Origin of the sequence: Streptomyces sp. S07_1.15 (assembly GCF_020739505.1) — a bacterium.
Classification (GTDB): domain Bacteria; phylum Actinomycetota; class Actinomycetes; order Streptomycetales; family Streptomycetaceae; genus Streptomyces; species Streptomyces xinghaiensis.
In genome coordinates this window covers 1,048,614-1,074,566 of the sequence record NZ_JAJBZK010000001.1, presented here as the reverse complement: position 1 = coordinate 1,074,566, position 25,953 = coordinate 1,048,614, and the positions used below count along the sequence as shown (strand labels likewise).

Genomic DNA, 25,953 nt, shown 5'->3' with positions numbered 1-25,953 from the left:
GCGGTGTCCCGGCGGTCCCGCGGGCCGGTGGCGGCTCAGCGGGCGGCGGTTCTCCCGGAGCGGCGCAGACAGGCCCAGACCACCTGGCCGCGCCCGGTCTCGTCCGGCCGGACGCCCCACTCCTCCGCCAGGGCGCCGACCAGCATCAGCCCGCGCCCGCCCTCCTCGTCGATCCCGGAGAACCGGGCGCGCGGCTCGGTCTCCGCGCAGCCCTGGTCGGTGACCTCCAGCCGCAGCCGCTGCCCGGTGAGCCGGATCTCGCAGGTCACCTTCACGCTGTCGGTGTGCCGCACGGCGTTGGTGAACAGCTCCGACACCACCAGCTCGGCGTCCGCGCGGCAGCGCTCGTCGACGCCCCACTCGGAGAGCAGCGTGAGGACACGCCGCCGGGCCTTGCAGACCGAGGCGCTCATCGCCGGCAGATGGAACACGTCCTCGAGATGCCGGGCGACGACGCCGCCGCAGCGGCTCAGCCGGAGCGCTTCATGGGAAGGAGCCACGCTGCAACTATGAGGCTTGTCACTCACGCATGGCAAGGATCAGTCTGTAAATCACAAAACGCTGACGACAGCCTGGCCCGCTCAGCTGACCCCATGACAGACTGCGCCCGGGTCAAGGTTGTTGGAGGGGATGTGCGGTGAAGGACGCGCGGTCGGGAGGTGCGCCGACCGTCCTGAGGCTGGTGCTCGGCAAGCGCCTGCAGGATCTACGGGAGAGAGCCGGGCTGTCGTTCGCGGAGGCGGGCCGCGCCCTCGACGTCACCCATGCCACGGTCCGCCGGATGGAAAAGGCCGAAGTCGGGCTGAAAATCCCCTATGTGGAGAAGCTCCTCCGGGTCTACGGCGTCACCGACCAGCGGGACATCGACGCCTTCGTCTCCCTGGCGCGGGAGGCCAACCAGCCGGGCTGGTGGCACCGCTACCGCGACGTCCTCCCCGAGTGGTTCAGCGCCTTCGTCGCCCTGGAGGGAGAGGCCAGCGTCATCCGCGCCTATGAGCCGCACTACGTCCCCGGACTGCTCCAGACCGAGGCCTACGCGCGCGCCGTCCTCCGCGCCGGGATGCCGCACGCGCCCCAGGCCGAACTGGAGCGCCTCGCCGCACTCCGTGCCGAACGCCAGTCCCTGCTGACCAAGGACGACCCGCCGCTGCTGTGGGTTGTCATGGACGAGACGGTTCTGCGCCGCCCGATCGGCGGGCCCGAGGTGATGCGCGCACAGATCGACCGGCTCATCGAGGCGACCGAGATGCCGCGGGTCAGGCTCCAGCTGATGCCCTTCTCCGCGGGTCCGCACCCGGCCATGTACGGTCCCTTTCACATCTTCCGGTTTCCGCTCCCGGAACTGCCGGACGTCGTCTACTCCGAGAGCCTCGTCGGCGCCGTCTACGTCGACCAGCGGGACGACGTGTCGGCGTTCCTGGAGGCCCTGGACCGGATGTGCGCGCAAGCCGCGCCCGCACACACCACCCGGACGGTGCTGGGTGGGATTCGCAAGGAGATCTGAACCATGGATCGCAGGAAACGTATTTACAACGGGATGCCCTCCACGGAGCTCGGCACGGAGGGCTGGCACAAGCCGTGGAGCGGCGGGAACGGGGGGAGTTGTGTGGAGGCCATGAAGCTGGGTGACGGAAGGGTCGCGCTGCGGCAGTCCACCGACCCGGACGGCCCCGCCCTGATATACAGCCATCACGAAATCGCGACCTTCATCCGTGGCGCGAAGGACGGCGAGGCGGACTTCCTCCTCGCCTGACCGGGCCGGCCCGCCCCGACCGAGCCGGCCGGCCTCTCGCACGGACACGGGGGAACTCCCCACGGACAGGGGGAAAGACAGAAATGGAGACCGGTGTGACCGACCAGGGTTTCCCTGTCGAACATATCGACACCAGCAGACCGCATCCCGCCCGGATGTACGACTACTACCTCGGGGGATGGGACAACTACGAGGTCGACCGCGCGGCCGCGGAGGACGTCATGAAGCTGGCCCCGGACACCCGCGCCACCGCGCGGGCGAACCGGGCCTTCATGCAGCGGGCCGTGCGGACCGTCGTCAAGGCGGGGGTCCGGCAGATCATCGACATCGGCACCGGCATCCCCACCTCGCCCAACACCCATGAGATCGCACGGGAGATCGCGCCCGACACCCGGGTGGCGTTCGTCGATAACGATGTCATCGTGGCGGCCCACGCGGAGGCCAAGCTGACCAACGAGGGCAACGCCGCCTTCGTCCACGCCGACGTCCGGGAACCGCGCACCATCCTGGACCACCCCACCATCCGCCGGCTCATCGACTTCGACCAGCCGGTGGCCCTGATGCTCGTCGCCGTCCTGCACTTCATCGACGACGCCTCGGACCCGGAGGGCATCCTCGCCGCCCTCGGCGAGGACCTGCCCGCCGGAAGCCATCTCATCCTCAGCCACGTCACCGCCGACTTCCACGGGGAGGAGCGGCGGCGCGCGGAGGGGGAGGACGTCGTCAAGGTCTACGACCGGACCACGGCCCACCTCACCCTGCGCGACCACGCCCGCATCCTGCCCTTCTTCAACGGCTACGAACTGCTCGACCCGGGACTGGTCCAGGCCACGGCCTGGCGGCCCGAGGACGGCACCGGAAAGGCCGGGGAAGCCGGAGGGCGCACCGTCGCGTGCTACGGGGGCGTGGGCCGCAAGCCCTGAACGGCCCGACGGGGAAGGGGGCCGGGCCCGCGCGTACGGACGGCGGGCCCGGCCCCCGTACGTGCCCGCGCGGCTTCCGAGCGGACCGGCCCCCGTCCCTGCCACGCCGGCTCCCCGGGGCGTCCGCCGTCGCGCAGCCCTTCCCCGCCACCCGCCGCCGTCCGGCCGCGCCGTCCCCCCGGGAAACGGTTCCGCCGTGCCGGGGACGGAGACGGACCCCGGGTGGCGGCGCGGCGCGGGCATTTTGCGGACCGCCCCGCCGTTCTCCTGTCGAGCACAGCGCCGGCGGCCCAGCCGGCGGACACCACCGGGCGCCGGGGCGAGGGCCGCGGCGCACCACCGAGCAGCGCCCACGGAGGTCCCGTGCCCGAACCCGTACCCAGCTCCGCGCCCCGTCCCGGGGTTCCTTCCGCGCCCCGCCCGGGCCGCCCGCGGCGTGCCGCCCCCGGGCCGCTCCGTTCCCTCGCCGCCCGGCTGCGGCCCGCGGCCTTCGGCGCGGACCCGGCCGGGGAGCGGCTCGAACGCATCCGCAGATCGCCGCAGTGGGCGGACGGGCAGTTCCGCAACCCGGTGCCCACCCGCATGATGCTGCCGGGCTCCGGCCGGGCGCTGCTGCGCGCCCAGTTCGACCGGGAGGCGCGCAGACGCCGCGCGCCCGCCGGTGCCATACCCGTGCACCGGCCCGCCCCGGGGACCCGGAGCGCCCCGCCCCCGTCCGGGCTCCGGCTGACCTGGATGGGGCACTCCAGCGTGCTCGCGGAAATCGACGGCCACCGGGTGCTGTTCGACCCGGTCTGGGGCGAGCGCTGCTCGCCGTTCGCCTTCGCCGGGCCGCGCCGTCTGCACCCCGTGCCGCTGCCGCTGGACGACCTGGCGCCCGTCGACGTCGTCGTCATCTCGCACGACCACTACGACCACCTGGACATGGCGGCCGTCCGCGCGCTGGCGGCCACGGGCACCCGGTTCGCCGTACCGCTGGGCGTCGGGGCGGACCTCGAACACTGGGGCGTCGACCCGGCACGCGTCGACGAACTGGACTGGCACGAGTCGGCGCGGGTCGGGGAGCTGACGCTCACGGCCACGCCCGCGCGGCACTTCTGCGGCCGGGGGATCGTCCGCGGGATGCGAACCCTGTGGGCCTCCTGGGTCGTGGCCGGCCCGGAGCACCGGGTCTTCCACAGCGGCGACACCGGCTACTACCACGGGTTCGCCGAGACCGGCGCCGCGTACGGCCCGTTCGACGCCACGATGATCCAGATCGGCGCGTACTCCGAGCACTGGCCGGAGATCCACATGACCCCGGAGGAAGGGGTGCGGACCCACCTCGACCTGTCCGGCGGGACACCGGCCGGTGCCCTGCTGCCCATCCACTGGGGCACCTTCAACCTCGCGCCGCACCCGTGGGAGGAACCCGCCGAACGGACCGCGGCGGCGGCGCGGGAGACGGGCGTGCGGCTCGCCGCACCCCGGCCGGGCGAGCCGTTCGAGCCGGCGGGGGAGCTGCCGGTGGAGACGTGGTGGCGGGCGGTGTCCAGTTCCCACTGCCCGTCCGTGGAGCCGTCCCCGGCGCGCTGAGGGTGTGGCCGAGACGAGCAAGGGTGATCTCGACCTCTCCGGTGAGCGGCGTCGGTCGGGGACGAGCTTGGGGTGATGGTCCGGATGCCGGAGCGTCTCCGGGCTGAGGGGCGCGATGGCCGAACGGGGGATGGGTGCTCACGGATGCTCACGGCACCGGTCGCCCCGGGCACCACAGTGTCGATGCGCAGGGAGGACGCGAACGTGCGCTGGGTGTCCTCCAGCACCCACGGCAGGGCGGCTCCCCCGGTTCGGAGACGGACGTGCCGCCGCGCCCCGCCGGGCGAGGCACTCCTGGAGGGGGCGCCCGCCGAAGTCCGCCTGCGAGGGCGGACGCGTCCGCGTCAGGAAGCCCGGCACGCCGAACCCGGTCAGCAGCCACAGGTCGAAGACGCCGAAGCTCTGCCCGTGCACGGAGTCCGGCGAGTATTCCTTCGACTTCGACCCGGATCTCACGAACAACACGGCTGTCCTGGCCGATAACTGACCGGCCCCGTGGGTTCGGAGCAGCCGTCCTGGCGCTGCTCCGAACCCGCGCTGCACAGGTCGTGGGTGCCGCTCGGCGCGCGGCTGGACATCGGCCCGCCGGTCGCGCCCGCGCAAGCCGGCGATTTCTCAGAATCCCAAGGATCCCGGCACGGGGTCACGCGTACCCCGAAGCCGCACTGGGCTGCTTGGAAACCCATGCAGGCACAAGGAGTTCGCGGGTGGCCGGCAGTGGCCGTGGAGCTGTGCCCGCTCGCCGCGTGGCTGAGGTCCTGATGCCTGATGGAGCGTCATGTCGCCGGAGATCCACATGAACGCGGAGGAGGGGGTGCGCACGCATCCCGCCTGTCCGGCGGGACCCCGGCCGGGGTCCCGCTCCCCGTCCACTGGGGTCCGCGCACCTGGTGACTCCGGCGTGGGCAACGGGTGCGGAGCCGGGCCGCTCCCCGGCGGGATGGCGATCTGCTTGCGGCTCAGTGGCGCCGGGCGTCGGCCGGGAGCGCACGGGTCACCCGCGCCGTCGGCCGTCCCCACTGGCCTCAGCGCGACCTGCCGTGCCTTTACGGGGCGCGGAGGGGGCGCCCGCACCGTCCGGCGTGGAGCGGGCGCCGGGGGAGTGGCGGCCGGCCGGTCCGTTCAGAGCGGCAGGGCCGCCGGATTCTTCACCACGCGGGGGTCGGAGAAGACCGTGTTGTCGATGACCACATCCGCCCCGGGGAGGGGGTCGGCCTCCCGGAGGTAGACCCGGTGCGCCGCCAGATACCGGTCGCGGTGGATCGATTCCGCGTCCGCCCCGGACCGCTCCCGGTCGCGCTCGGCGCCCCGGCGGACGGAGACCTCCGGGTCCACGTGGAGCCAGATCCGGCAGTCCCAGTACGTGTTGATCTCCGGGCGGAAGGCGAAGACGCCGTCCACGATCAGCACCGTGTCCGGGGCGAGCGGCGTGGACTGATCGGAGTGGTCCCGCTGGGTGAGCGGGTCGATGGAGCACAGCACGGCTGAGGTCTCGCCGGGCCTGCGGCAGCGGCGCAGCAGCAGGCGCTCGACCGCCTCGTAGTCGTACGCGTTGCGGTAGTAGCCCTCGCCGGACTCCCGGTCGTACAGGTGCCGGTCGCGCCACGGCTTCTTGAAGTCGTCGAGCGTCGCACGGAGCACGGGCCGCCCTGTGGCGGCGACGTGCTGGGCCAGTTCGTGCCCGAAGCCGGTCTTGCCCGCCGCGGTGAAGCCGTCGATCCCCACGAGAAGACGCCCGCGGCCCAGCCCCGCCACGCGCCGGGCGAGCAGCGCGACGAGGGCGCTCCGCTGGGGTGAGGCGGCGGGTGGGGTGGGCTGCTGCCATGTCGAAGCCGAGTGACGCACGTCCGCCTGTCCCGCGGGTCGCAATTCCATGGGTTGAATCTATCGAGTGAAGCGGCTGGTTGTGTTGACGGGGTGAAGATCGCTTATGCCGGGCAGGAGCGGGCCGCGGCTCGCGGTTCCCGTACGGGGCGCGCCCGCCCAGGGCACGCCCCCGGCCGTCGTGCCGCACGCCCCCGGCGGGGTTTCGGCTCACGTCCCCCCGGCGAGCCCGTCCGGCACGGGGTCCCGGGCCCGCCGCGTCACCGCTCCGGGCCCGCGTCGCAGCAGCCGTCCCGGCGCATCTGCCGGCGGACCGCTGTCCAGTCCGTCCCCACCCGTCGCGCGCTCGCGGCCGGCGGGCGCCGGTCCCCGAGCGGGACGCGGACCGTACGGGGCGTACGCCGCCGTGCGCGTCGAGCAGGCGCAGCCGGCCGCCGGAGAGGCAGAGGAGCGTGCCGGAGTCGCCGGACCAGGACGGGTGGTCCGAGCTTCCGCCACGGCCGTGGTCACCGTCACCGTCACTGCCACTGTCACCGACGGGTACGGACCACAGGACGTTCTGCACCTCGGCGACCAGCCGCCCGCCGCCGGGGGAGAGGTCCCGGCGCCGTTGGTGGCGGAGGTGAGGGAGAGCGGGACGCGCCGGGCGGGTGTGGGTGCAGGCGCGGGCGCGGCGGAGGCCCGGGCGGCGGGTAGTGCGGGGGTGGCCCCGGAGACGGCCGCGCCCGCCGCGGCGGTACCGGCGGCGGCGCGGAGAAAGCGCCGCCGGGACAAGACCACGGGCTCGTCCGCGGCGGGTGGCGGACCACCGGGGGCAGCAGCGGCGCGAGTAGCGCCGGAGACGTCGGGGACAGCGGGTACGTCGGAGACCTCAGGATCAGGAGGATCTCCGGTGACGCTGCCGGTGCGGGCGGATGCGGTGGTGTCCAACGGGCCTCCCGTACAGGGCCGGAAGGAGTCCGGACGGAGGAGCGGCAAGGCGGGAGGGGGCGCGGCCCGGCGGCCGCCTCCGTACACCGCTGCCGACGGACGAGCGCCCCACCGCTCCGCCCAGCCCCGCGAGAGCTGACGCGTGCGGCGCATCACACATGTCACACACAACGGACGCCGGGAAGCGCCGCGAGGGCGCACATCAACGGCGGATCCGCGACGACCGGAACACGAGCGTGAGCATCAATGTCAGTGGCGGCGCCTACGGTCGGTGACGTCCGGAGCCCATACCGCCGCAGGCCCGAACCGATGGGAGCGCCGCCATGACCACGACCGCCGAGGACGTCCGCCGTATCGCCCTCTCCCTCCCCGAGACGCAGGAGAAGCTCGCCTGGGGCATGCCCACCTTCCGGGTGCGCAACAAGATCTTCGCGTCACTCGCCGACGACGACGCCTCGGTGGGCGTGAAATGCCCGGTCGAGGACCGCGCGGAGCTGATCGCCGCGGAACCGGAGAAGTTCTTCGTCCGGGAGGGCCACGACGAGCACTACGCCTGGCTGCGCGTCCGTCTCGCCGCGCTGGACGACGAGGCCGAACTGCGCGCGATCCTCCTGGACTCCTGGCGCCAGGCCGCCCCGCGCACCCTCGCCGAGGCGCACCCGGACCTCCGGGACGCGACCACGGGCAGACCACCGAAACAGTCCCACCGCTGACACCCTCGGCCGGAACGCGCCCCATCACCGGACGAACGGGCGCGCGCACGACCGGCACACGCGAGAGCCGGCCACCGGGTGCCCTCGACCGGACCGGCGGCCAGAGCACGCGCGCAGCCTCCTGGACCACTCGAGGAACATCACGGAAAGTAACAACGGCAACCGTACGGTGCGGGCGCGTGACGGACGGTCGCTGCCCGCTGGTGCCCGGACGGCCCTCCCGCCGCCCGTCAGAGGTTCTTCGTCTCGAAGGGATCGTGCTCGGCGAGCAGCTTGTCCAGCCGCGCCTTGTCGACGCGGCTGGACACCTCCGTGACCTCCTGCCGGTCCCGCACGCACTTGGCGAGAGTGAAGCTCGACGTCACGACGAAGACCAGCCCGAGGGCGAGAAAGCCCCGCTCCCAGGGGCCCAGTGGCAGCTTGGCGATTCCGAAGGACATGGCCACCAGGGAGATCGCGAACGAGATCGCGGCCTGCACGAAGAACGCCGTGGTCGTTGGCCGCTCGATGGGAGTGCTCATGCCGGTAGAGTCGCCGCTCCACCGCTCCGGCACATGAGTAGCCGTACTCATCCCCGTCCCCCGGCCCCCTCCCGGCCCCCGCGCGGTTCTTCCGGCCGCTCACTCCCTGCCACCGGAATGGGGTGGGCAAGCACCCCGCAGGGTGCGGTATTGTTTCTCCTGCGCGGTCGGCAAGGGGGAAACCCCAGGCCGCACGGGCACCGGGACGTGGCGCAGCTTGGTAGCGCACTTGACTGGGGGTCAAGGGGTCGCAGGTTCAAATCCTGTCGTCCCGACCAGCGTTTTCGCAGGTCGTAGGCCGTTTCCGCGGGTAGCGGAAACGGCCTTTGCCGTTCCCGGGGTGGGAGCAACGGGGAGCCCTCTGGGAGCCCTCGCGCTCCCACCTCGCAGACGTGTCAACGGCGCCCGTTTCGTCCGTCACCCGATCCGGTAGACGTAGCCGGCCGTACCGCGCCGCTGGGTGCCGCCGTCAACCCTTCGCCCCTACGGTCACCCACCCGCGTCGGTCCGATCCGGCTGGCGACCGGCCAAAGAACCCCTTGTCCGCTCACCGGCCTCTTCCCGACGTGGGAGCACCGGCGCTGCTCCCCATGCGACAGGGCACACCGTGCTCCCCGCCGACGCCCCGTTCCGAGATCTGCGCAGGCCAGGAGGGGGACGGGGCGCTGGAGTCGCGCTGGTGACCCGGGTCGGGGGCGGCCAATGCCCCTTGGCGTTTGTCCGCAGACGGGGCACTCCCACAAGGGCCGCGTCGTAGAGGGCCGTTCAGCGCTCCACCAAGCTCTCACCGTTCGGCCTTCCAGAGGTTCTTCAGGGGCGGAGCGGGGTGAACTCCCCGGCCCCGTGTGGCTGCGGCCGCTGATGGTGACATCGGCCGTTTCGCTCTGTACCGGGCGTACAGCCTGACTCGTCTGCCGCTCCCTGTTTCCGCAGGTCAGATGCCATGTTTCTATTGAGCGAACCCTTCAGGTCGAAGCCGGGTCGAATTCACCCTCGCGTATTGCCCGGCGTGTTCAGCCCGCCGAGGGGCAGGCGGGCATTTCGACGTCCTGTAAGGGGACCGCGGATGATGTTCTCGAAGGCCGTGACGATGATTGAGGCGAAGCTGCCCACGGGGCTGCCCCCGATGGACTCGACGATAAGGTCGGCCAGCGGGCGCTGGCCGGGCCCCGTTCATCCAGCCGAAGCCAGGACCTGATCATGCCTTCGGCACGCTCAACGTACGCACGCCGGAACGAACCGCACGAGGATTCCGTGAGCCCCCCGGAGCGCCAGGCAACGATCAGCGGGCAGGGACGTGTGCCTCCTCTTCCCCTCGGGTCGACGTGCGTCGACTGCGCGTCCTGCGCGCGCCGGCGACGCAGCAGCGGCGGATCGGGGAGGTCCACCGCCGACTCGTCCGGTTCCGGGAGGCGGTGGCCGACCTGGGCAGGCACGGTGATGCGCTCTCAGCCATGTTGTCGGGGCTGCTGGCCTAGGCGGCTTCTTCAAAAGATCTTGCCAAAATGGCGCGGAAGCTGCGCATGATGCCTTGGTGGGACACCTTTCTGTCGACGTGCGCGCTTCGCTCCGGCTCTTCGCTTTCTACCTGGCGAACGGCACCCTCGACCTGGACCTGCTCGAGGGGGTCGACTATCGCTCGACCGTTTTTCATTCTGGCTCCTCCTTGGAACAGGTCTTCGCGATCTATAGCAATGTGCTGCAAATCGACGCCGACGGCATGGTGCTGAATGACGGGGATGCGCAGTACCGGGTCGCGCAGTGGGTTCGAGCGTGCTGCGACCCGAGCTATCGGGTCGAGCCGCCCTTCGAGGACTGGGAGATGGAGCTCCATCTCTGATGACCCGCCGCTCACCGTCGGAACATCACGCCCACATCAGGAGCGACGCGAGAGTGACGGCTGCCTGGAAGGGCTCCGCGGTCTTGTCGTAGCGAGTAGCGATGCCGCGCCACTGCTTCAGCCGATTGAAGCAGCGTTCCACCACGTTGCGCTGCCTGTAGCGCTGCTTGTCGAAGGCCGGTGGGCGCCCGCCGCGGCTGCCGCGCCGGAGCCGGTTCCGGACCTGGTCGGTCCGTTCGGGGATGGTGTGACCGATGCTGCGTCGTCGCAGCCAGGTGCGGATGGCCCGCGAACTGTAGCCCTTGTCGCCCAGCACGTGGGAGGGCCGCACTCGGGGCCGTCCCGGGCCGACGCGAGGCACCCGTATCGCTTCCATCACCGCAGTGAACTGGGTGCAGTCATTGGTGTTGCCGCCCGTGAGCGTGAAAGCGAGCGGACGGCCGGCACCGTCGCAGGCCAGATGGATTTTGCTGGTCAGGCCACCTCGGGAACGTCCGAGTGCGAGGCTGCGGAGCCCCCTTTTCGTGCCCCGGCGGCGTGCTGGTGGGCGCGGACGACGGTGGAGTCGACCGAAACGAGCCAGTCGATGTCCCCGGTCGCGTCCGCCCTGGCCTGGGCGGCCTGCAGTATCCGCTCGAACGTGCCGTCCAAAGCCCACCGCCGGAACCGGGTGTGCAGTGTGGCCCACGGACCGTACCGTTCGGGCACATCCCGCCAGGCCACCCCCGTCCGGAACTTCCACACGATCCCGTTGAGCACCATGCGATCGTCCAGCCGCTTCCTGCCCCGCAACGACTTGGGCAGCAGCGTCCGGACGAACTCCCAGTCGGCATTCGACAGTTCATGGCGACGTATCACCCGACCATGATCCACCATTCAAGATCATTTGAAGACACCGCCTAGGGCAGGCCGACGGAGGAGTCAGGGGCGGGGCCCAGGCAGAGGCAGGGCCCCGGTTTCCGCGGAGTTCGTCAAGCTGCCCCTGGCAGGCGATCCAGCAGCTTGCGGATTGCCTCGGGCAGCGCCGGGGACACTTCACCTTGCCTCGCGTCCAGACCAAGTTCCTTCACTTCGACTCCTACTTCTCGGCAGAATTCCACGGTCTGGCGGGATGGTCCTGGCCCGGGCCAGGACGCGAGTTCCTCGGCCAGCTCCAGCCAGGTATCGGCCACCGCCTGGACCGGGCTCCTTCCGCGGTCATCACCTGGACCGCGCCGAGCCGTGCCCGTGCTCGCAGTTCACCGGTGTCCGTGCCGGCCGATGCGTCCGCGAGCCGCCTGGCGGCATCCCGGCAAGCGGGCCAGCCGCCCCAGACGCACTGCCGCCGACCCGGTCTCACGGGCAGCCTGACGGCGAGCGACATACGCCAGACGGTGCACAGCCCGGTCAGCCGCCGCGAACAACTCCCGACCCACGTCGGCAGCGTCCACGTCCACCGAGCGCACAGCAACGGCAACCGCAGCCAGCGCCTCCTGCTCGACCTCGGCGCGCTCCAAATGAGCCGGCCGCGCCAGCCGGGCCAGCACCCGACGGAGCACCGGAACGGCCATCGCAACGGCGACGGTGCCCCAGGGCTCACCGAGCTGCTGAGCCCGGCGAACCACTTCACGCCAGCTCCGCTCACGCTGGGCCGACGACGTGGCGGGGTGGGCGAGACGCGCCCGGAACTGGTCCACGGGCAGCGCCAGCTGCTCCGGCTCGTCGCAGACCAGATGAGCGGGCAACGTGAGCGGGGAGGCTGCCGTCGCCAGCGCGAGAAAGGCCTCCTCCAGAGCCCCCAGGGGCGAGCGGCCCGAGGACCGGACACAGGCAACGCGACGGTGGGTGGTACGTGCGGTGTGGTGCATGGCACTGCTCCTTGCAGGAGTGGCGGACAACGTCTGCCGCCACTCCTGTCACCGCCCAGTGCCACCGGCGGACCGACCGCGAGCCGCCATCGTGCCGCACACGTCCAAGTGGCACTGCGTGTGCGATGGCCCGCTGCTGGCTCACCCCGATAGCCAGCACTGCTGCACCCGGTCTAGCCGGGAAATCGAACGTGATAAATCCTCCGCCCGATTCAGCAGTTCTCTCGCAGTACTTGTCCTGATGGCTCGCAGGCTATGCGGCTGAGCGAACGACCCCATCCCGAGCTGCTCCGTATCGATGAGGTGCTGGCGACGCCAGACGTAGATTGCCTGACCGCTGATGCTGACGAGCTGGGCGACCTCGGCGACCTTCCTTCCGGATGCGACGAGATCGAGGACCTTGCGGCGGAATCTGGGTGTATGGCTGCAAGGCATCGCGGCCCCGAAGGCCGCTGGTTGGACAATTGTCCAGCGATCCGACTCCATCAGAGCCGGGGCATACCAGGAACGGCCGTGCCCAAACGGCTTGGCGCGGCCGTCTCTGGTGCAGACGAGCAGCTCTATAGGTCTTCGTCATCGACGGGTTCGGGCTCACGGGTGTACCAGAGATCGAGCACGTACTGCTCCTGGACTGGGCACTCCCTCCATGCCCGCCGGACGCGATCGCGGTCCCAGTTCTCGGTGAAACGGCGGTGCATGCACGTGGTGTGGTAGTCGCCGGTGGCCTGGCGGCCGGTCCACCAGGCATGTCCTTCGTATACGCCCGGGCGGGGCAAGGTCATCTCACCGGCCGGTCCGAGGGTGAACTGGTTGATGACCACGGTGCCGGTTTCCGACTCCAGGGACACGGGGACGGCGCCTTCGACGTCCTCGGGGAGGGAGCGGGGTGCGTCCCAGATCCGGAGGGTGACGCGGACGTGGATGTCGTCCTGCAGGCTGTGGAGGTACAGGTGGTAGCCGTTACCGGCTACCACCTGGCTCATCGACGCGGCCAGGGCGTCATCATCTCCGAGATAGGCGTCCGCGTCGTAGACCTCGATGATGCGGCGGTCGGGGCGAGCTGTGGTGCTGTACTCGGTGAGGAGCGCCATGGCAGGTAGTTCCTTGGCAGATCAGGGGTTTATCTTCACGTAGAAGGGGTCGCCATCGAGTATCCGGTTGGCGGTGTACATCGAGTTCAGCCGGCGGCCGCCTGCCTCGTTGTCAGGGCCGTCTATGAGGCGCGCGGAGTAACGGTCGTCACCGGCGTTGGCACCTTCTTTGGTGGAGGCGAAGGGGTATTCGTCGCACTGCAGCCCGGTGCCGCTGTAGTCCCCCCATATGTCGTGGCATGTGTCGATGGCCACGTCCCGGTTGTCTTCTTGTTTCTTTTCGTCGATCAGGCGGTGCAGGGGTTCGTCTTTGCCGGGGATGCTCTTGCCCGGCCAGGAGGGGAAGGTGCGTTCGGGGTACTGCAAGGCGTCGCGGATGTGCCGGGTGCTTTCCTTGATGGCCTCGTCGCTGAGGCTGAGCTGGAGTTCGACGCGGGCTTCGGTGAAGACGGTGCCTTGGTGTTTTCCGGCGCGTGCCCCGGCGCGGTCGAAGCGGACGCCGGAGTGGAAGGCGTCGACTTCCGAGTAGGAGGGGCTGGCGTTGGGGGAGGTTGCTCCCAGCGTCATGAGGATGACCGCGTTGACGCGCTGGGGATTGCCTGCCTCGACTTTGCCGGTGTCGGGCGAGGTGTAGGTCAGGGTCCAGTAGGGGTTGTTGTGCCAGCCGGTCAGAGTCTCATCGCGGGTCGTGGTCCCGGGAGCGTTGACGCGGGGGTTCGGGTCGCTTTCAGTGGCGTTGATGCTGTGGGTGAAGGACTGGCTGATGCGCCACTTGGTGGCGTCCTCGTTGGCGGCGGGCTGGACGGTGATGTCCTCGACGCTGACGGCGTACTCCACCTTCCGGGCACCGTCGTGGGCGAACCCGAGCACCCATACGTCGAACCACATGCGCCCCAGGGTTCTCCCAGAGCCTCGGGTGTCCCGTAACACCAGATCGTAGGGCTTCTTCTGGCAGCTTTCGAACCGGCTCTTGATCCAGCCCTTGGCTGTTTTGGCGGCTTCGGCGTGGTCAGCGCACTCCTGCCGCAGGTCGGTGTCGTCTGCCTCGGCGGCAGCCGGGAGCGTCTTGCTGGGGCTGCGTGAGGCGAGGTACTCGCCGAACGGGATGGGCTCGTCCAGGCCGCGGAGCTGCTCGGGAGGCAGTGTGGCGGCATCCACGATCGCCACGGTGTCGTGCGGTTGTGGGACGACTCGGTCTTGAGGAGCGGCCACGGCTGTCGCCGTGGCTGCCAGGGTCAAGGTGCAGGCGGTGGCCAGAGCACGGGTCCACCTGGTCAGGGCTATGTGGAACATGCCGGGGCTCCTTGCTCGGTGCTGGGGGAGAGGGGAACGGGACGGTGACGGGTATCGCCGGTCACCGGGCGCACATCTGTCCCCAGCAGGCATGCAGGAGCCTGTCGGTGCTGGCCGAATAGGTGGCGCGGAACCCGTCGAAGGTGCGGTCCCGGCGCTCCAGCCCGTGGGTTGCTGCGGAGGACTCCACTGTCCACACCGGGCCGGCCTCTGCGTGCACGTCGGTGGCAGAACGGCCAGGACCGCTATTCACCTGCACCTTGTGGACGGGAACGCCGAAGGAGACCGCGGCACGCTGGTGGATGTCCTCCGCAGCGACCGTGGAACTCCGCTGCGAGAAGGCAGGGCGGGAGGCGGTGCTCACGGCGGCGGCATTGCACAGCTGCACAGTCCGCGCACACCGGGCAAGACCGGGGACGGTGGACAGGCAGGTGTCGGGTGCCTCGGCCAGACAATGGCGCAGCGCAGCCTGGTTCACGCCGTTGAGGACCTTCGGTACGGCGTCTGTGAAAGAACGATTCTTCGGCGCGGTGTCGGTGGGCGGGGAGGTCTGCAGTTGAGTTGGGCCGGGTTTGCTGGTGCTCCATTGCTCGAAGCTGGCACCGCCGGTCAGTTGGGCGGTGAAGCAGTAAGGGGCAGTGCCGCCGTCGTTGCACTTGGGGAGTGAGGTGATCTGGGCGACGTCCTCGGTGGCGGTGCGGTACCAGGTCTTGTTCTCCGCCATGTACTGCACCCGGCTGTCGATCCGGGGAATGCTCAGGTGCTGCGGGCCCATGACTTCGAGGCCGATGTCGAGGCGGTTGGCGCTGCCCCGTGGAACGGGGAGTTGTCCGGTGGTGGTGCCGACTTTGTTGAAGTCGTACAGAACGTCCCACTGGTCACCACCGTCCTGGCGCAGGAGCATATAGGTGTGGTTGGTGCGGTCCGGGGTGTTCCCTCCGGCACCCTGGGTGATGGCGCGGGTCACGCCGCCGTTCTCCCCCAGCTCGCTCCACCGAGGCCCATACGTGCTGGTGGTGGCACCGGTTTTCTCCGCGAACAGACCGATCTGGACGTAGTTGGAGAACAGGCCGCCCTCACGGTTGGGCATCATGGTCAGATAGTTCGCTGCCTGCACCGTGGTGCCGGAGGTATCGGTTTGCGCGAAAGTGATGGGCTCGTTCCGCCAGGTGGCAAACGCCCCGATGACGGGCTCACCGGGCTCGGCGCACGCCACCGCCCAGAAGATGATCCTCGCCTGGTGCTCGATGTTGCAGCTTTCAGTTGGAGGAGCCGCACTGGCCGGAGAGGCCGCCGATAACGGCAGCACCACCACCGAAGCCATCGAGGCCGCCAGCGCGAGCAGTCGTCTCTTGAGACGCAACAGTTCCCCATTCGATGATCGAATACGCGACGCGGAGAACCTAGCGAACGCTTGTGCCCATGTGTGGGCTCCGTGAAGAGACTGTCGTGATCTCACGGGAACGGGGCTCGAATACCTCCCTTGCCCTGTGCGTCACTTCCGCTCTATCGAGGTCAGACGTGTTGCGTCTGAGGGCTGAGGACAGACCAGGTCTTGATCGTGAAGGCCGACCCGGTCGCATCCACGGGGGATCTGCCGACCTCGACGAACGCACGATGACTGCGCCGTTTCCGCGACCGCCGTCCGAGTTCAATCGAGGACCCAACTGAGGTCTTCTGCCGACAGGCGAACCTCGGGGACAACGCTCGGTGGGGCGACAGCATCCACGCCGTCCAGTTGCCTCGGCGTCACAGATGTCTCGCTGCCTGACGAGGGGCTCACTGCCGGTGTTCAGGAGGAAGGCCGGGCGAGGGCAGGCGGGGTTGCCCGGTGGCTCGCCGGTGGTTCATCGGTGGCTCACCAGTGGCCCGGCAGCCGTCTGACCTCGGGAAACGGCGATTCCACAGGATCTCCGCGGTCCCGCCGGACGAGTGCACACGCACCATGGCAGTGCTGAACGACGCGAACAGCAACGGCAAGAACCGCATGCTCCGTCCCTATTACCGGGCGTCAGCACCAGACGGACCGCGTTCTCCAGTCCGGGCGCCGCCCGACGATGTTCCACTCCGCACGCCGTGCCCCACGCGGCTCCCAGAAGCGGGACTCTGCCGCTCTGCCGACCACCATCTGGCTCCCACGTCCCGAGCAGTCACGCGTCGCTCCCGCCCCCGGCTCGGTGTTGCCGGACTGGGCGGTCGAGATGATCCGCACTGAGTTCGGCGAACGCCCAGGCAGCCGGCCCGCATCGCTTCTCAAGGTCTCCATCCACCAGGACCTCTTGCCAGGGTCGGACGCCTGCATGCCTTGTACCAGCTATGCCGACGCCGGAGAGGAGACGGCCCCCGGCAGTGCGTCGGTGCTGCTCGCCGAGCTGCACCCGGACGCCCTGCCAGCGTCCAGCGATGCACTACGGGTTTCGGAGAGAGGTATGCCGGGGGCCATGGAGAACAGCTGGCCCGGCTTCTTCCACCGCGCCCACCGCCTGCTGCCCGCGGACGGGCTGCTCCTGCTTGCCACCCGCCAGCGCCGGGACGCCGGAGTGCTCACCGACCCGCTCGGCTCGCTCGTCGCCGCGGCGCGCACGGCGGGTTTCCGCTACCTGCAGCACATCGTCATCCTCTACGCCCGTGCCGCCGATGACGCTCTCGCACCCGCTCCGCCCGGCGATGCCGCCCCCGGCGTTATCCATGGCGACCTGCTCGTCCTCTCCGCGATCCACCACGCCTGACGGCCAGAGGAGTTGACTGTGCCCGCTCCCTTCTCGGTGTGGAACACCGCCCCCACCTCGGCGCCCGCTCAGCGCAAGGGCCGCTACGTCCCCGGCTCCACCGCCCACCCCGCCAAGATGCTCCCCGCCATCGCCGCGCACGCCATCCGCACCTACACCAACCCCGGCGACCTGGTCCTGGACCCCATGTGCGGCATCGGCACCACTCTCGTCGAGGCCATCCACCTCGGCCGCCGCGCTGTCGGCGTCGAATACGAACCGCCGTGGGCCGACCTCGCCAGCCGCAACACCGCATCCGCCGCCCACGAAGGCGGATGCGCCACCGGCAGCGTGTACTGCGGCGACGCACGCCGGCTCACCCAGTTCCTGCCCGCCACGCTCCGCGGCACGGTGGACCTCGTCGTGACCTCACCGCCGAATGGGCCCAGCGTCCACGGGCAGGTCCGCTCCACCCGGGACACCGGCGAGCGCGGCGTAGCGAAAAGGAACTACCGCTACAGCCACGACCCGGCCAACCTCGCCCACGTCTCCACCGACCAGCTCCTCAACGCCTTCACCGAAATCCTCGCCCAGTGCCGCCTGATGCTCCGCCCCGGCGGCACCGTCGTCGTCACCACCCGCCCCTGGCGCACCCGCGGTGAACTGGTCGACCTGCCCTCCGCCGCTCTGGCCGCCGGACGCGCGGCCGGCCTCGTCCCCGTCGAGCGCTGCGTGGCTCTCCTCGCCGGCATCCGCGACGGCCAGCTCGTCGCCCGCCCCTCCTTCTTCCAGATGAAGAACGTCCGCGACGCCCGCCGCCACGGCATCCCGCTCTGCCTCGTCCAGCACGAGGACGCCCTGATCTTCACCACACCGAAAACCATGGAGACGCCCAAGCGGCCCAGACTCACTGACTCCAGGTCCGCATGAAGAAGCAGCACCCCACCCCCGGCCGAACACGCGCACCTCTGAACTGGACAGTCGGCCGGCCGACCGGGAAACCGCCGGACAGAGCTCCGCGCCCCCACCCCCAGAGAAACGCCTCACTCAGCCCCGGCACCTCCCGGTCAGAACCCGCTACCTCCCAAGGCAGAGCAAGTGACTTGGCGGCTGTACCGGAGTCCGCCTCGGGCACTGGGAGCCCGGCTCGTCTCCTGTACACCCCCGAACAGGCGGCTGAGCTGTTGCAGATCCCTGCCTCGTGGCTGCGGAAGAAGGCCGCCGCGGGCCTCATCCCCTGCACCCGGGTCGGGCGGCACCTGCGGTTCTCCGCGGCGGATGTGGAGACCGTCATCCGCGACGGTGCCCGGCCGGCCCGGCGGCCCGGGGCCCGCCCTTGACGGCTATCACCCGGTCGTGGCTTCCGCTCCGGGGCATATCGAGCGTCCATGGTCGCCCCCGGTCCGACCCGCATCCCGGCACCGGGGGCAACACGACCTGGAAGGAATGCACCTATGGCCTGGGTTGAACAACGCGGCGAACGCTGGCGCGTGCGCTACTGGGCAGCCAGCGGCAAAGCCGCCAGCGTCCCGGGAAGCTTCCCCACCCGGCAGGCCGCACAGGCCCACGCCGACCAGCTCCACAGCACACCCACCGCCCCACCCGACACTGCGCCCGCACCGACGCCCACCAGCGCCATCAGCACGACAGCCGCTGCCCCGGGCACCGTCACACAGCCGCCACCCACGATCGCTGACTGGGCACAGGTGTGGTGGCAGACCGTCGACGTCGGCGACAACACCGAAGCCTTCTACCGCAGCCTCCTCACCCGCCACATCCTGCCCCGCTGGGGAACCACCCCCGTACACCAGATCACGCCCGCCGACATCAAGATCTGGCTCAACACCCTCACCCCCACCTACGCCCCCGCCACCGTCACCAGCATCCGCAAGCTCTTCGCAATGCTCATGACCGACGCCGTCGACAACGAACTCATCACCACCAACCCCGTACGCCCCCAGCGCAGAGGCCGCGGCCGACTACAGCCGCGCCGCGAGCGCCCCTGGGCCGATGAGCACCAAGTCCTCACCATCGCCCACCGCGTCTTCCACCTCGCCTCACGCAACCAGGCACTCCTGGTCATCACCGCCGCCTACACCGGCATGCGCTGGGGCGAACTCGCCGGACTCCACCGCGACAATGTCGACCTGCCCAACAACCGCCTCCACATCACCGCCTCCGGCGCCCTCCACGAAGTCAACGGCCACCTCAGCCTCGGCCACCCCAAAACCCTCGCCAGCGTCCGCACCGTCTCCCTGCCCCCCTTCCTCACCCAACTCCTCCACGCAGACCTGACCGCCTCCACCCGCCCCTTCGTCTTCACCACCCTGCGCGGAAAACCCCTACGCCGCTCCGGCTTCCAACGCCGCCTGTGGGCCCCGGCCGTCAACGGCAGCCGCCACACCTCCCCACCCTGGCCCCCCATCGCCCCGGGCCTGACCTTCCACGGACTACGGCACTCCCACAAGACCTGGCTCATCGAAGACGGCATCCCCGAAGTCGCCCAGGCACGACGCCTCGGCCACGCCATGCAAAACAAGATCGACGACGTCTACTCCCACGTCACCACCAGCATCGAAGAACGCCTCCTCAAGCACCTCGAAACCCGATGGCAACGCTCCCTCGAGCACCACAACCGAGAGGGGGATACCCCCGGGCTGCTCCGGCTCAGCGCTTGAGCAGTACCGGCCTTCATGCCCGGGCCGGCCGCTCCAAAGTTATGGGCCAGTCACCAAAACGGGCTACGGAAGGATTCGCGGCCGCAGGGCGTACAGCCGTGGTATCTTCCCGGCCGCACACGACGGAGGCCGTCGTTCGATCCCGTGCCCTGGCTGCCAATTCGTCGCAGCCGAGCGTCAGCCCCCGGGGACTCGCCGGAGTTGACGCTCGCTCCGGCCCACCGTAGGGGTAGGGCCAAGGCACGGAGAACAACCTTCCAGCGAGGACCAGATCCGCGCAGATCAGCAGTCAACCGCTTCCGGGGGTGGGCCCTACTGCGACAGGATCTTCGGATAGGCCCCGGGCGGGGCCTATCCGAAGATCCCGCGGCCCCTATGACGCTTTGCGTCCTCGGAATGCCTTGGCGCCCGCTCGGCGCTCGGGCTCGAATGCGTTGATCGTCCCGGCGCCCAGGCCCGGGGTCTCCCTCCAGGTTCTGAGTTTGCGGGCCACGCCCCGCACCTTGGGGTGGCTGGGCCCGAGAGCGATCTCGAAGTGTGACTCCTGGGGCGAGGCCAAGTCGCCGCCCCAGGAGATGACGCCGTCCAACTCGGCCAGAATGTCCCGCACCACGACCAGTTGATGCGGGTACAGCCCGCCTCGTACACCCAGCGGGTAGGCGTACGGCCGGATCGAGATCGCCGTACCGGACAAGTAGTTCGATTGGTGGGGCTGGCGGACCCTGCGGGACGTGGTGTGGCCTGTCACGTCCTTCCTACGCAGTTGGTCGATTTCGTAGTGAAACCGGCGGGCGACGTGCAGCAGGACCGTCGCGGCGTCGCCGTCGGCCAGGCGTACGGACTGGCCGCTGCCTTCGATGGTGTGGGACGTGGCATCGGCAAGGATCTTCCAGTCGTTGGCCGAGCGGCTGCCGCGCCAGCTGGTTGCCCTCTGGTCCGTCCGGGCGGGGGTGCTGGCCGCGACCGGGGCGATGTCCAGGAGTCCCAGGGTGGCGGCTCCGGCCAAGCTGCCGGCGGTGCCGAGCACACGGCGCCTGCTCAGATCGTTCATGACGTGCCCTTCTTCTTGTTCCGGCGTTGGATGACGGCCAGGAGCACGGCGTGGGCCAGGCAGAGGAGCGCCAGGGCGGGGAGTGCGACCAGGGCAGGGTTCACCCAGGCGGGGATCAGGTCGTATCCCGCGTTGCACTTGTTGTGCAGCGGGAACCACTGGGTGTACTCCTCGAAGTTCGTCCTGCGGTATGTCCAGTCGAAGGCCTGGCCGGCTTTGTTGCAGGCCTCCTCCGGGTCAAGTGACGTGATGGGGACGAGGGAGCCGATGAGGTAGGTGACACCGGCTCCCATCAGGAGGAGCACCGCACTCCAGGTGAGCCAGGCGGGGTTGCGCCGCCACGTGCCCAGAATCAGCGGACGGCTCCAGAACCACCCCGCGGTCGTGAGGGCGCAGCAGATGAGGACGAGGATGACGGGCATAGGTCAACTCTGGCGGTTCTTCGCGTCCGACCGGGCTGCTGCCGCCCGCTGTGCCGCCTGCTTGCGGTAGACGGCCAGGTTCTTCTTGTACTGGGCCGCCAGGCTGTCCTCCAGACCGATGAGGGCAAGCTGGCGGTCGGCGAACGCCTGACAGAACACGTTGAACTTCTCCTCGTTGCCCGGGAGGAGGATGTAGGCCGTCGGCAGGGCAACGCCCGCGCCCGCGATCAGCCTGGACCGGGCCAAGCTGACGGTGTCGTCGGAGGGGCCGGCGAGGATGTCCCAGCAGCACGCGTGCGCGTTGGAGGCATTCTGCCAGCGCCGGTTGAAATGGCTGCGGAAGCGGGTTAGGCCGCCCCCGTTGTTGTAGTGCCCCTTCATCCACTTGACGATGTCGGCGTCCTCGTCCTCATCATCAGCGATGTACTTGGCCAGCAGATACCCGTCGACATCCTCGAGCATGTCCGTGTAGCCGAAGCTGGATACGGTACCGGGGACGGCCAGTTTGGCTTGGCAGAACGTGAGCGGTGAGGCGTACTCGTCCACTGAATTTCGCCAGTCCGCCCAGAAGGTCATGATGTCCCCGCCCCATCCGGCGATGTCGCCGCCGGTGGACTCCCTCTTGTCAGGCAGGTCGAAGTTCTCCAGGAAGCCGTTGGCTGTGGCCATCAGATGTGTGGCGTCGAGCTGATATCCTGTGATGGTGTCGGTGAAGGATTTTCGGACCGTCATGCCGCGGGTGTTGCAGTACTCGACGAAGTCGCCGTCGTAGCTGTCCGCCAGCCACCACCATTGCAGGCCACTGTATTTCTTGTGACGGATATACTCCATCACCAGTCGGCTGGCGTTGGTGCTGACGTTGTTTGACGATTTGTACGCGAGAGCGTGGTCGTAGAGCTGCTGCACGTAGGCGATGTAACTGTCGGCGGGACCGCCCGTGTCGTTCACTGAACGGACGCCGGGTTCGCTACCGCGCCGCCAGACGTCCCGGTCCAGGTCGAACGTGTCCGAGCCGTTGGTGACCTTAAACTCCTTGATCTGGTTGATTGACCAGTTGGAGGGCAAGGGGTAGCCGAGGTTCCCGGAGAAGCCCCAGGACATGCCTGAGACAAAGGAGAAGCGCGCGCCGGTTTTGGCGGTGACGTTGATGCAGACGTTGCGGGATCCGTAGACCCCGTGGAAGTACTTCTTGCCTCTGTTGGCGAGGCCGGCCACCACGCCGTTGAAGTAGGTGACGATACCCTGCGGATGACCGTCGATCTCCCCTTGCTGGGCGTCGTAGTCGACCGCGAAGTAGATCGTGGTGCCCCGGTCGAAGCCATATTGGCTGGCGAGGTCGTGTGCGTTGAGGGCGTGCTGGTAGCCCTGGCTGTAGGTGAAGTCGGCGAGTTGGCGCGCGTTGTCCTGATAGATCGGGAAGACCCGCAGGCCGGCGTCGAAGATGGTCTGCAGTTCGCCGGGTTTGATTTCCTTGTCGAGCGTGGACCCTGGCGGGTCGTAGAGGTAGCGGCCGACCAGTCGATAGTCGTTGTCATACAACCAGCGGGCACGGGAGGCAGTGATTTCGAACCTCGTGTCCGAACCGGTCGCTGCGCGATCCGCGTTGCCCATGGACACCAGCAACTGCGCCCAGGTGTCGTATTCTCCCACGCCGTAGTTGGCATCTTCTTTCGTGTACAACTGAGAGAACTTTTGGAATATCTCGACGAACTCCCGGGTCTTCCCGTCGAAGGTGCTCTTGAAGGTCGTCCGGACCTCCGTGTCGTCGAGGCCGTGAAGGATCACCGGCTCGTTGAATACACAGGCGGCAGTGAACAGTTCCACGAAGATGCCGGAGTCGCCCTCCCGGAGGGGATGAGCTCGCAGGCCGGTCTGGGTGCCGGGACCGAAGTTGCCGTTGGGGCTTAGCCCCAGTTCGTACTGGATGGCGATCACCAGGGACTTCTGCACGTCCCGGGAGTAGATGCCGTCGCACGGGCCGATCGAGTAGGCATCTCGCTTCCAGTAACGGCTGTTGAGCCACTGCTGAATGGCCCGGATCTTCTCTGTTCCGCCGGCCACGACGACGTAGGCGTCCATGTTGAGGATGCACTTGAAGATCTGCGCGGTCGTAACTCCGCCAGTGGTACCTGTTCCCCCGTCGGGCAGGCCCATGTCGACACGGAGGGCCTTGACGGCCTCTGTGGTCACAGCGCCGTACCCGCCGTATTCATTTGCTCCCCAGTAGCCTTTGCAGAACAGGCCGTGCTGGAGAATGCGGACAATGTTCGAGTTCTTGTTCCAGCCGAAGCCGATGTCGCCGAGTGCCTGTAATTTGGAGACAGTCGTCGGACCGAAGTTGGCCACCACGGGACCGATACCCAACTCGTGCTGGAGTCCCATGGTCAGAGCGTACATGGTTGTCCAGCCGGTACGGCCGTCCTCAGGGCATTTGGCATACCCAGCGACAGAGCCGTAGGTGGCGTTCACCCATTGCTGGGCCTCAAGAACCTTTGCGTCAGCCAAGTTGATAACTCCTTTTTGTGCAGCCGCAGTGATGACGGTCTGTTTGCGTTCATCAGGGGTGGAAGGGTTGAACGCGCCAATCTAGCGCTGTGTAGCAGAAGGCGAAGGGGCCGGGAGGATTGGTTATCGTGAAGCTCTCGAGATGCCGCTAAAGGGGTTAGCTATTGACCCTTGCCGTGTGAGAAGGAAACGGGCTCGACGGCTGAATGTGTCGGGGTGAACGGGCAGCGACATCTGCTGGTTTGCCTGCTTGGATTCGTCTCTTCCTGATTTATCAAACGAATCGCTGGATCGTGGCGATGGCCGACAGTACGCCAGTTTTGTCTCCTGCTTGACGCTGCATCCCGATACGGTCAAAGCCGCCACTTGGCGGCTTTGCTCGATGCGCGTTTCCCATGGCCGGAAGGCAGTTGACTGCTCAGTCGGTGCCGTATGGCCGCTTATCGATCTTCTTCACGCTGATGACGGGCTCAGCGGGGACTGGCTTGCCCGGGTCGGTAGCAGTCAGTTCGGTTGGCCACGTTGCATTGGGGCTCAGGCCGGCGCCCCTGATACGGATGTCCAGGTCGGTGTCAAACCCGCCAGGGCCAGTGACCTTCAATGTGACATCGTAGAAAGCGGCCTTCTTTCCCCGGTTGAGGACGGTGACCGGGACGGTCACCCCCGAGTTTGACACTGTCGGGGTGTAGACAGTCACGTCGCCCTTCGTCAGGATCGGATCCTGAAAGTCCTTGTCGGCCGGGTCGTACGGGCGGGGCGAGACCGGATCCCCGGTCGGCGCGGCTGCCGCACGCTCACGCATTGCCTCTTCCTGGGCCGCCTTGTCCTCGCCACCTGGGCCGATGGAAGCCGTTGGGCTGGAGGGGGTCGACACGGTCGGGGATGACTCCTCAGGCGAGGCTGAGACCTGAGATCCAGTCTTCTCAGCGCTTACGGTGTCGCTGCCGCAAGAGGTGATCAGGGCACACAGCAGAGTGGCGCCGAGCGCGGATGTCAATCGGACGCTGCGCGCCGCCCGGAGGCGACGCACAGCAATGCTTCGGTCTCTCACGGGTTCTTCCTCAGTTGCAGGCAGTGACGTTGTTGATCACACGATTGATGATGTAAGTGCTGGAGCTGGAGGAGGTCTTCATCAGCGCGGTCACTTTGCCGCAGCCACCGGGTTCCTGCCAGACAGGGCCGGCGTACTGGCTGAACGTGCCCTGGTCGGTGTCGCAGGGGGTGGTGGTGTAGTTGTCGCAGAGTTGGAGCTTCATCCACATCGCACGGCCTGTGTTGTTGTCGAACAGGGCACAGGTGTTCTGGCTATTGCTGGCGGCTGATGTGTTCGAGTACACCCACAGCGTGCCCAGTCGAGTCTCGTCCGGGAGGCGCTCAGCGCGGACGATCACGTCGTAGGAGGAACCGCAGAGCGATGCCATCGTTTTCATTTCGCCAGGGTGGGCGTTTGCATACTCCCTGGCCTCGGCACCCACGGTTGAGGCGATCTCGATGCTGGGAGCCGAGTTGGCATTCGCTGTATGCGGACTCGTTGCTAAAACGGCACCGGTGAATAATGCTCCGGCGGCGATTCTGCGCACTGCGGTAGTGAAGCGCATTTTCCCCTCTTGGTGTGCAGTCATCGGAATATGGCCGACTGGAAGTTCTCTTTCGGTCTTGCCGTCGGGGGATGGGCGATTCCCGTATGTGGGTGCCGACCATTCGTCCGAACGATGCGCCGACACTCGCCCTCGGTGTCACGTATCAAGCGGTTCGGCCCTCGGTATTTATATCTGTAGGTGCCGCTTCGATCAAGCGTGCGAAGAGGGGGGCCGGCGTGGGTGGCGTTGAAACAAGTCATCGATGCGGTGCGGGAGTTGTGCGAAGATCGCTGCAAATCGAGGAATTTCGGACATTGCTGGAGTTGCGGGAGTCGAATTTTGGCTGAGAATCGAGGGCTGATCCATGCCGGTCAGCGGAACCATGCCCTGCAGGCTCAACTGTGCCGACTTGTCCGGGTTGATCTTCGCAGTGTGGTGTCGGTAAGGGCTGGCGGCTCATGATCCTTGAGGTATTTCGATTGTGTGAGGTATGAGCAGGATGGTGAACCGGCTAAACCCACTCAGCGTCTCACGAAAACGGAGGACGGCGGTTGGGCAAAGTTTTCAGCGCCGTCACGCGGGGCCCTTCCGTATGCGTGACTGGGGCGCTTGCACTTTGCCCGGCCGACCACCGCAGTTACCCGTCAGGGGCGCGCGTGTTCCTACGACGGCATGGGAGCCGGTTGAGTCTTGTTCCTG

23 protein-coding genes, 1 tRNA gene and 2 pseudogenes are annotated in these 25,953 nt (G+C 68.4%); 12 read left to right on the top strand and 14 right to left on the bottom strand.

Annotated features, from left to right (window positions below; genetic code table 11):
* Positions 1-35: 35 nt before the first annotated feature.
* The gene (locus LIX60_RS04665) at positions 36-500 is read right to left on the bottom strand and encodes an ATP-binding protein (protein ID WP_227957322.1); all 465 of its coding nucleotides are present in this window, start codon (positions 498-500) and stop codon (positions 36-38) included.
* A gap of 137 nt (positions 501-637) precedes the next feature.
* Here LIX60_RS04665 and LIX60_RS04660 point away from each other — a divergent pair, with 137 nt between their 5' ends.
* From LIX60_RS04660 to LIX60_RS04645, 4 genes and pseudogenes are all read left to right on the top strand, one after another.
* Positions 638-1,504, top strand: coding sequence for a helix-turn-helix transcriptional regulator (locus LIX60_RS04660; RefSeq protein ID WP_043463908.1), 867 nt, complete (start codon positions 638-640; stop codon positions 1,502-1,504).
* 3 nt (positions 1,505-1,507) lie between these two features.
* Positions 1,508-1,753, top strand: a complete 246-nt coding sequence (locus LIX60_RS04655; protein ID WP_019710752.1) for a DUF397 domain-containing protein — start codon at positions 1,508-1,510, stop codon at positions 1,751-1,753.
* An 83-nt stretch (positions 1,754-1,836) separates the two neighbouring features.
* Entirely contained in the window at positions 1,837-2,676 is an 840-nt protein-coding gene (locus LIX60_RS04650; protein WP_227957321.1) for an SAM-dependent methyltransferase, read from the top strand.
* Between the two features lie 474 nt (positions 2,677-3,150).
* Positions 3,151-4,327, top strand: a pseudogene (locus LIX60_RS04645) (MBL fold metallo-hydrolase).
* 1,046 nt (positions 4,328-5,373) lie between these two features.
* Here the strand turns inward: LIX60_RS04645 and LIX60_RS04640 are convergent.
* The gene (locus LIX60_RS04640) at positions 5,374-6,126 is read right to left on the bottom strand and encodes a uridine kinase (protein ID WP_227957320.1); all 753 of its coding nucleotides are present in this window, start codon (positions 6,124-6,126) and stop codon (positions 5,374-5,376) included.
* Positions 6,127-7,328: 1,202 nt separating this feature from the next.
* Between LIX60_RS04640 and LIX60_RS04635 the strand changes: the two genes are divergently transcribed.
* Positions 7,329-7,718, top strand: a complete 390-nt coding sequence (locus LIX60_RS04635) for an MmcQ/YjbR family DNA-binding protein (RefSeq protein WP_227957319.1) — start codon at positions 7,329-7,331, stop codon at positions 7,716-7,718.
* A 230-nt stretch (positions 7,719-7,948) separates the two neighbouring features.
* Here LIX60_RS04635 and LIX60_RS04630 read toward each other — a convergent pair whose 3' ends face one another.
* Entirely contained in the window at positions 7,949-8,239 is a 291-nt protein-coding gene (locus LIX60_RS04630; RefSeq protein WP_019710747.1) for a YiaA/YiaB family inner membrane protein, read from the bottom strand.
* A gap of 201 nt (positions 8,240-8,440) precedes the next feature.
* On the opposite strand from LIX60_RS04630, the gene LIX60_RS04625 reads away from it, so the two are divergent.
* The 3 genes from LIX60_RS04625 (at position 8,441) to LIX60_RS04615 (ending at position 10,079) form a co-directional block, all read left to right on the top strand.
* Positions 8,441-8,517 (top strand) — tRNA-Pro (locus LIX60_RS04625).
* 1,047 nt (positions 8,518-9,564) lie between these two features.
* A complete protein-coding gene (locus LIX60_RS04620; RefSeq protein ID WP_227957318.1) occupies positions 9,565-9,717 on the top strand; it encodes a hypothetical protein in 153 nt (50 codons plus the stop codon).
* 56 nt (positions 9,718-9,773) lie between these two features.
* A complete protein-coding gene (locus tag LIX60_RS04615; protein WP_227957317.1) occupies positions 9,774-10,079 on the top strand; it encodes a hypothetical protein in 306 nt (101 codons plus the stop codon).
* Between the two features lie 25 nt (positions 10,080-10,104).
* Here LIX60_RS04615 and LIX60_RS04610 read toward each other — a convergent pair.
* The 6 genes and pseudogenes from LIX60_RS04610 to LIX60_RS04585 all read right to left on the bottom strand — a co-directional run bounded on the left by LIX60_RS04610 (position 10,105) and on the right by LIX60_RS04585 (position 15,673).
* Positions 10,105-10,934 (bottom strand): annotated as a pseudogene (locus tag LIX60_RS04610) (IS5 family transposase).
* A 116-nt stretch (positions 10,935-11,050) separates the two neighbouring features.
* Complete coding sequence (locus tag LIX60_RS04605) at positions 11,051-11,251, bottom strand: hypothetical protein (protein ID WP_227957316.1); 201 nt, start codon at positions 11,249-11,251, stop codon at positions 11,051-11,053.
* A 66-nt stretch (positions 11,252-11,317) separates the two neighbouring features.
* Positions 11,318-11,926, bottom strand: coding sequence for a hypothetical protein (locus tag LIX60_RS04600; RefSeq protein WP_227957315.1), 609 nt, complete (start codon positions 11,924-11,926; stop codon positions 11,318-11,320).
* 560 nt (positions 11,927-12,486) lie between these two features.
* On the bottom strand, positions 12,487-13,017 hold the full coding sequence (locus LIX60_RS04595; protein WP_227957314.1) for a hypothetical protein: 531 nt from the start codon (positions 13,015-13,017) through the stop codon (positions 12,487-12,489).
* 21 nt (positions 13,018-13,038) lie between these two features.
* Positions 13,039-14,310: a NucA/NucB deoxyribonuclease domain-containing protein gene (locus LIX60_RS04590; RefSeq protein ID WP_227957313.1), complete on the bottom strand. Its 1,272-nt coding sequence runs from the start codon at positions 14,308-14,310 to the stop codon at positions 13,039-13,041.
* A gap of 61 nt (positions 14,311-14,371) precedes the next feature.
* Positions 14,372-15,673 (bottom strand): hypothetical protein, encoded by a 1,302-nt coding sequence (locus LIX60_RS04585; RefSeq protein ID WP_227957312.1) that lies wholly within the window; start codon positions 15,671-15,673, stop codon positions 14,372-14,374.
* An 838-nt stretch (positions 15,674-16,511) separates the two neighbouring features.
* Between LIX60_RS04585 and LIX60_RS04580 the strand changes: the two genes are divergently transcribed.
* The 4 genes from LIX60_RS04580 (at position 16,512) to LIX60_RS04565 (ending at position 19,696) form a co-directional block, all read left to right on the top strand.
* Positions 16,512-17,039, top strand: coding sequence for a hypothetical protein (locus tag LIX60_RS04580; protein WP_227957311.1), 528 nt, complete (start codon positions 16,512-16,514; stop codon positions 17,037-17,039).
* Between the two features lie 18 nt (positions 17,040-17,057).
* The gene (locus LIX60_RS04575; protein WP_227957310.1) at positions 17,058-17,948 is read left to right on the top strand and encodes a TRM11 family methyltransferase; all 891 of its coding nucleotides are present in this window, start codon (positions 17,058-17,060) and stop codon (positions 17,946-17,948) included.
* Complete coding sequence (locus LIX60_RS31905; RefSeq protein ID WP_227957309.1) at positions 17,945-18,358, top strand: helix-turn-helix domain-containing protein; 414 nt, start codon at positions 17,945-17,947, stop codon at positions 18,356-18,358. The genes LIX60_RS04575 and LIX60_RS31905 overlap by 4 nt, the downstream gene beginning before the upstream one ends.
* A 114-nt stretch (positions 18,359-18,472) precedes the next feature.
* Positions 18,473-19,696 (top strand): site-specific integrase, encoded by a 1,224-nt coding sequence (locus LIX60_RS04565; protein ID WP_227957308.1) that lies wholly within the window; start codon positions 18,473-18,475, stop codon positions 19,694-19,696.
* Between the two features lie 373 nt (positions 19,697-20,069).
* Here the strand turns inward: LIX60_RS04565 and LIX60_RS04560 are convergent, their stop codons facing one another.
* From LIX60_RS04560 to LIX60_RS04540, 5 genes are all read right to left on the bottom strand, one after another.
* A complete protein-coding gene (locus LIX60_RS04560; RefSeq protein ID WP_227957307.1) occupies positions 20,070-20,747 on the bottom strand; it encodes a hypothetical protein in 678 nt (225 codons plus the stop codon).
* Entirely contained in the window at positions 20,744-21,169 is a 426-nt protein-coding gene (locus tag LIX60_RS04555; protein WP_227957306.1) for a hypothetical protein, read from the bottom strand. The genes LIX60_RS04560 and LIX60_RS04555 overlap by 4 nt, the downstream gene beginning before the upstream one ends.
* 3 nt (positions 21,170-21,172) lie before the next feature.
* On the bottom strand, positions 21,173-23,674 hold the full coding sequence (locus LIX60_RS04550) for a glycoside hydrolase domain-containing protein (RefSeq protein WP_227957305.1): 2,502 nt from the start codon (positions 23,672-23,674) through the stop codon (positions 21,173-21,175).
* Between the two features lie 418 nt (positions 23,675-24,092).
* Positions 24,093-24,548: a hypothetical protein gene (locus LIX60_RS04545; protein WP_227957304.1), complete on the bottom strand. Its 456-nt coding sequence runs from the start codon at positions 24,546-24,548 to the stop codon at positions 24,093-24,095.
* 187 nt (positions 24,549-24,735) lie between these two features.
* The gene (locus tag LIX60_RS04540) at positions 24,736-25,254 is read right to left on the bottom strand and encodes a hypothetical protein (RefSeq protein WP_227957303.1); all 519 of its coding nucleotides are present in this window, start codon (positions 25,252-25,254) and stop codon (positions 24,736-24,738) included.
* Positions 25,255-25,953 lie beyond the last annotated feature (699 nt).